At 68.3% G+C, this 5,768-nt stretch carries 3 protein-coding genes; all 3 read left to right on the top strand.

Annotated elements, in window-relative coordinates:
* Nucleotides 1–735: condensation domain-containing protein (locus tag EAO72_RS16230; RefSeq protein ID WP_187285079.1), on the top strand; the 735-nt coding region annotated here is incomplete at its 5' end.
* Nucleotides 729–2,597, top strand: coding sequence for a non-ribosomal peptide synthetase (locus tag EAO72_RS16225; RefSeq protein WP_148018049.1), 1,869 nt, complete (start codon nucleotides 729–731; stop codon nucleotides 2,595–2,597). The genes EAO72_RS16230 and EAO72_RS16225, both read left to right, overlap by 7 nt.
* Nucleotides 2,549–5,768: non-ribosomal peptide synthetase (locus EAO72_RS16220; protein ID WP_148018048.1), on the top strand; the 3,220-nt coding region annotated here is incomplete at its 3' end. The genes EAO72_RS16225 and EAO72_RS16220, both read left to right, overlap by 49 nt.

Genomic DNA, 5,768 nt, shown 5'->3' with positions numbered 1-5,768 from the left:
GTGGTGCTGCTGGGGCGGCATGCGGGGTCGGACGATGTGGTCGTCGGCACGCCGGTGGCGAACCGGAATCGTGCGGAGACGGAGGGCTTGATCGGGTTCTTCGTGAACACGTTGGTGATGCGGACGGATCTGTCGGGTGATCCGTCGTTCCGTGAGGTGTTGGGGCGGGTGCGGGAGACGGCGCTGGGTGCGTATGCGCATCAGGATGTGCCGTTCGAGCAGGTGGTGGAAGCGTTGGTGTCGGAGCGGGATCGCTCGCGGACGCCGTTGTTCCAGGCCCTGTTCAACTACGACTTCGTGGAGAGCGAGAGCGAGAGCGCGAGCGAGGGTGGTGTGGGCGGCGACGCGGCTACTGGTCCGGTGGATCGGTCGGTGGACCGCACGGGCAGTGCTGCGGAGCGGGTCGACGCGAAGTTCGATCTGCGTCTGGTGCTGAGTGACAGTGGTGGGCGGTTGGGTGCGGAGTTCGAGTACAGCACCGCGTTGTTCGATGCGGTGACGGTGGAGCGGTTGGGTGGGCATCTCGTCACGCTGTTGTCGGCGGTGGCGGCGGATGCCGGTCAGCGGGTGGGCGCGTTGCCGGTGGTGTCGGCGGGTGAGCGCGAGGTGCTGGTCCGGGGATGGAATGCGGCGTCGGTGGATGTGCCGGCTGTGGGTGGGGTGCATGAGCTGATCGCGGAGCGTGCGGGGGTGGTGCCTGATGCGGCGCGAAGTTCGATCTGCGTCTGGTGCTGAGTGACAGTGGTGGGCGGTTGGGTGCGGAGTTCGAGTACAGCACCGCGTTGTTCGATGCGGTGACGGTGGAGCGGTTGGGTGGGCATCTCGTCACGCTGTTGTCGGCGGTGGCGGCGGATGCCGGTCAGCGGGTGGGCGCGTTGCCGGTGGTGTCGGCGGGTGAGCGCGAGGTGCTGGTCCGGGGATGGAATGCGGCGTCGGTGGATGTGCCGGCTGTGGGTGGGGTGCATGAGCTGATCGCGGAGCGTGCGGGGGTGGTGCCTGATGCGGTGGCTGTGGTGGCTGGTGGGGAGGCGTTGACGTATGGCGGGTTGATGGGTCGGGCGAATCGTCTGGCGCGTTATCTGCGGTCGGTGGGTGTGGGTTCGGAGTCGGTGGTGGCGTTGTGTCTGCCGCGTGGGATCGACATGGTCGTGGCGATTCTTGGTGTGTGGCAGGCGGGTGGGGCGTATYTGCCGTTGGATCCGGAGTATCCGGTGGAGCGGCTTGGTTTCATGCTGCGCGACAGTCGGGCGACGGTTYTGGTCGGCACTGAGGATTTGGTGGATGAGTTGCCGGTCGGGCGGCTGCGGACGGTCGTTGTCGATGATCCGATGGTTTCTTCCGTGCTGGCAGGGATGTCSTCGRAGGCGCYTGGAACGGTGGTGTCTKCGGGGCAGTTGGCGTATGTGGTTTATACGTCGGGTTCGACGGGGCGGCCGAAGGGTGTGCAGGTCACTCATGGTGGTCTTGTGCATTATGTGGTTGCGGTGGGGGAGCGTGCTGGGTGGGTTGTTGAGGGTGGCCGGTTCGGGTTGTTGCAGCCGGTGGTGACGGACTTGGGTAACACGGTGGTGTTCGGGTGTTTGGTGTCGGGTGGTGTGTTGCATGTGGTGGATGCGGATGTGGCGGTGGACGGGKSTGGGGTTGCGGKGTTCGTCCGGGAGTGGGCCATTGATTTCGTGAAGGTGGTGCCGTCGCATTTGGCGGCGTTGGTGGCGGGTTGTGGTGGTGAGTTCGGTCCGTTGGTTCCTCGGCGGGGTGTGGTGCTGGGTGGTGAGGGTGCGTCGGCGGCGTGGTTGCGTGGGTTGGTGGAGGCTGCCGGGGATTGTGTGGTGGTGAATCACTATGGGCCGACGGAGACGACGGTTGGTGTGGTCGCGGGTGAGTTGGTGGCGGGTTCTGGTGGTCTTGTGGATGGTGTGGTGGGTCTGGGCCGGCCGCTGGGGAACTCGCGGGTGTATGTGCTGGACGGGTTTTTGAATCCGGTTCCGGTGGGTGTGGTGGGTGAGTTGTTTGTTGCGGGTCCGCAGGTGGCGCGGGGTTATGTCGGTCGGGCTGATGTGACGGGTGAGTGTTTTGTTGCTGATCCGTTCGCTGGTGATGGTGGGCGGATGTATCGGACGGGTGACCGGGTTCGCTGGCTGGGGGATGGCCGGTTGGATTTCGTGGGCCGTGCGGACGGTCAGATCAAGGTGCGTGGGTATCGGATCGAGCCGGGCGAGATCGAGGCCGCGCTGCTCGGTCACGCGCAGATCGCTTCCGCTGTGGTGACGGCCCATGGTGTGGGGGCGGAACGTCGACTCGTGGCCTATCTGGTTCCGGCAGATGCGGAGATCGGGATTCCCGCGGTCGGGGAATTGCGCGGATTCCTCGGTGACCGGCTGCCGGACGGCCAGCGTCACCGCGACATCCAGAACAGCCGCGTCAAAACTCTGCGACGCGAACTGCAACACCCGCGCACCCGGCTCCACACCCAGCGCCGACCTCAGAGCCAGCGCCAGATTCACCACACCACCATGCGCGACCTGCACACCCTTCGGACGATCCGGGTGTGGTGGACGCGCTGGCTGGACTCCCGTCGGTGGCGCCGGATGTGGTGACCGTTGCTGYCCAGCTGGCGTATGTCATCTATACGTCGGGTTCGACGGGTCGTCCGAAGGGTGTGCAGGTCGCGCATGGTGGTGTGGTGAATCTGGCGCTGGCTCTGAGGTCGGCGCTGGGTGTGGAGCCGGGTGCGCGGGTGTTGCAGTTCGCGTCGCAGAGTTTTGACGCGGCTGTTCTGGATGTCGCGGTGACGCTGGCCGGAGGCGGAGCCCTGGTGGTGGCCTCCACCGAGCAGCGGCGCGTGCCGGCGCGGCTCGAGCAGTTGGTGCGGGCCGAGGGTGTGGTGTCGGCGAGTGTGTCGCCGTCCCTGCTGGGTGTGCTGGACGAGGCGGTGCTGCCGGGTGTGCGGAGTCTGTTCGTCGGGTCGGAGCGGGTCGGCGAGGCGGTCGTACGCGAGTGGGGTCCTGGCCGTCGGTTCTTCGTCGGGTACGGACCGACCGAGATCACGGTCATCGCCTGCGCCGGCCTGGCGGATCCGGACGTGCAGGGTGCCCCGTCGATCGGCCGGCCGCTGGCGAACACGCGGATGTATGTCCTGGATGAGCAGCTGCGTCCCGTCCCCGTGGGCGTCGCGGGTGAGCTGTATATCGCGGGTGCCGGTGTGGCCCGTGGCTATGGCGGTCGTCCTGGTCTGACGGGTGAGCGGTTCGTCGCCGATCCGTTCGCTGCCGACGGCAGCCGGATGTACCGGTCCGGCGACGTAGTCCGTTGGCTGGCCGACGGGCGGCTCGACTTCGTCGGCCGGGCCGACGGTCAGGTGAAGGTCCGCGGCTTCCGTATCGAGCCGGGTGAGATCGAGGCGGTCCTTGCCGGTCATCCGCAGGTCCGTACGGCTGTGGTGACGGCCTTCGGTGAGGGTACGGATCGTCGTCTGGCTGCTTACGTGGTTCCGGCCGACGGCGCGGTCGGGATGCCTTCGACTGGCGAGCTGCGGGAGTTCGTGAGCGGTCGGCTGCCGGAGTTCATGATCCCGTCCGTCTTTGTCGAGGTGGCCGGGCTGCCGCTGACGGCCAACGGCAAGCTGGACCGTTCGGCCCTGCCCGCCCCCGAGGTGCAGCATTCTGCGGGCGAAGGCTTCGTCGCTCCGTCCGGGACGACGGAAGAACTCGTTGCCGGTATCTGGGCCGGAGTCCTGGGCCTCGACCGCGTCAGCGCAACCGACAGCTTCTTCGAGCTCGGCGGCCACTCACTCCTCGCGACGCAGGTCATCTCCCGCATCCGCGAGGTCCTGGGCGTCGACGTTCCCGTGGCGGCCATGTTCGATCAGCCGACCGTACGGGGCCTGGCCGCGGTGGTCGAGGACACCGCGCGCGGTCCGCTGCTGGAGCCGGTCAGGCCGATCGACCGTACCCAGCCGCTCCCGCTGTCGTTCGCGCAGCAGCGTCTGTGGTTCCTCGACCAGCTCGAGCCCGGGTCCACCGAGTACAACCTGCCGCTGCCCATCCGTCTCGACGGCGACCTGGACGTGGACGCGCTGCGTGCGGCGCTGGACGCGGTCATGGCTCGCCATGAGGTGCTGCGTACGCGTCTGGTGGCGGACGCGGACGGCGTGGCCCACCAGGTGATCGACCCGCCGGCCGCCTTCCCGCTGCCGACGGTCGACCTGTCCGGCAGCGACGATCCGCTGAGGGTGGCGGAACAGTTGATCGCGAGGGACGCCCTGGTGCCCTTCGATGTCGCGACCGGTCCGCTCGTCCGGGCTTCCCTGATCCGGCTCGCCGACGACGAGCACGTTCTCGCGCTGTCGATGCAGCACGTGGTGTTCGACGAGTGGTCGGGACGCGTCCTGCGACGCGAACTTGCCGCCCTGTACGAGGCGTTCCGCGCGGGCCGACCGGACCCGCTGCTGCCGCTGCCCGTCCAGTACGCCGACTTCGCGGTCTGGCAGCGCACCTGGCTGGACGGCGTCGAGCTGGAGCGCCAACTCGACTACTGGCGCGGCCACCTGGCGCGACTCCCGCAGCTGGAACTGCCGACCGACCGGCCCCGCCCGGCGGTGCGCCGGTCCGAGGGCGCGGCGACGCGCTTCACCGTGTCGGCGGAGACCGCGGACGCGCTGCGCGCGGTGGCCCGCGAGTCCGGCGCCACGATGTTCATGATGCTCCTCGCCGCCTTCGACGTCCTGCTCGGCCGGTACGCGGGAGCGGAGGACGTGGTCGTGGGCACGCCGGTCGCCAACCGGAACCGTGCCGAGACGGAGGACCTGATCGGGCTCTTCGTCAACACGCTCGTCATGCGGACCGACCTGTCCGGCGACCCGACCTTCGGTGAACTCCTCGGCCGGGTCCGGAACACGGCCCTGGGCGCTTACGCCCACCAGGACCTGCCGTTCGAGCAGCTCGTGGACGATCTCGTCAGCGAGCGGGACCGGACCCTCAGCCCGCTCTTCCAGGTGTTCTTCACCTATGCGGCGGAGGAGGCCCGCGACAGCGCGAGCCTGCTCGCGCAGGCTGACAGCGAGTCCGCGTCCGCGTCCAAGGGCGAGAGCCGGCCGAGGGAGGACATACGGATCAAGGGGACGGATGCCGGAACCCGGACCGCCCTCTTCGATCTGACCCTGAGGTTCGGCGACACCGGCGAAGGCGGCCTGTCCGGTGAACTCGCTTACAGCACTGCACTGTTCGACCCGGCGACGGTCGAGACGATGGCCCGCCACCTGGTCACGGTGCTGGACGGCGTCGCCCGCGATGCGGATGTGCGGGTGGGTGAGCTGTCGGTTCTGTCGGCGGGTGAGCATGAGCGGTTGGTGGCCGATGGCGACGGCGGCCAGGTGCCGCTGCCGGCGGTGGAGGGTGTGCACGAGCTGATTGCCCGGCATGCGGTGGTGTCTCCGGACGCGGTGGCGGTGGTGGCGGGTGAGGAGTCGCTGACGTATGGCGGGCTGATGGCTCGGGCGAGTCGTCTGGCGGGTCATCTGCGGTCGGTGGGTGTGGGTGCGGAGTCGGTGGTGGGGCTGTGCGTGTCGCGGGGCGTGGATTCGGTGGTGGCGGTTCTCGCTGTGTGGCTGGCGGGTGGTGCGTATGTGCCGCTGGATCCTGAGTATCCGGTGGAGCGGCTGGAATTCATGTTGGCGGACAGCGGGGTCGAGCTCGCCCTCCAGAAGCATGCCGTCCTGCACCCAGTACATGCCGGGCTCGTCGGCCAGCTCGGTGTGGAAGAGCATGCCC

The sequence above is a fragment of the Streptomyces sp. OR43 genome (genome assembly GCF_008042275.1).
In the GTDB taxonomy this organism is placed as follows: Bacteria; Actinomycetota; Actinomycetes; order Streptomycetales; family Streptomycetaceae; genus Streptomyces.
The sequence above is the reverse complement of the archived record's forward strand: the minus strand, read 5'-3'. Positions and strand labels throughout refer to the sequence as shown.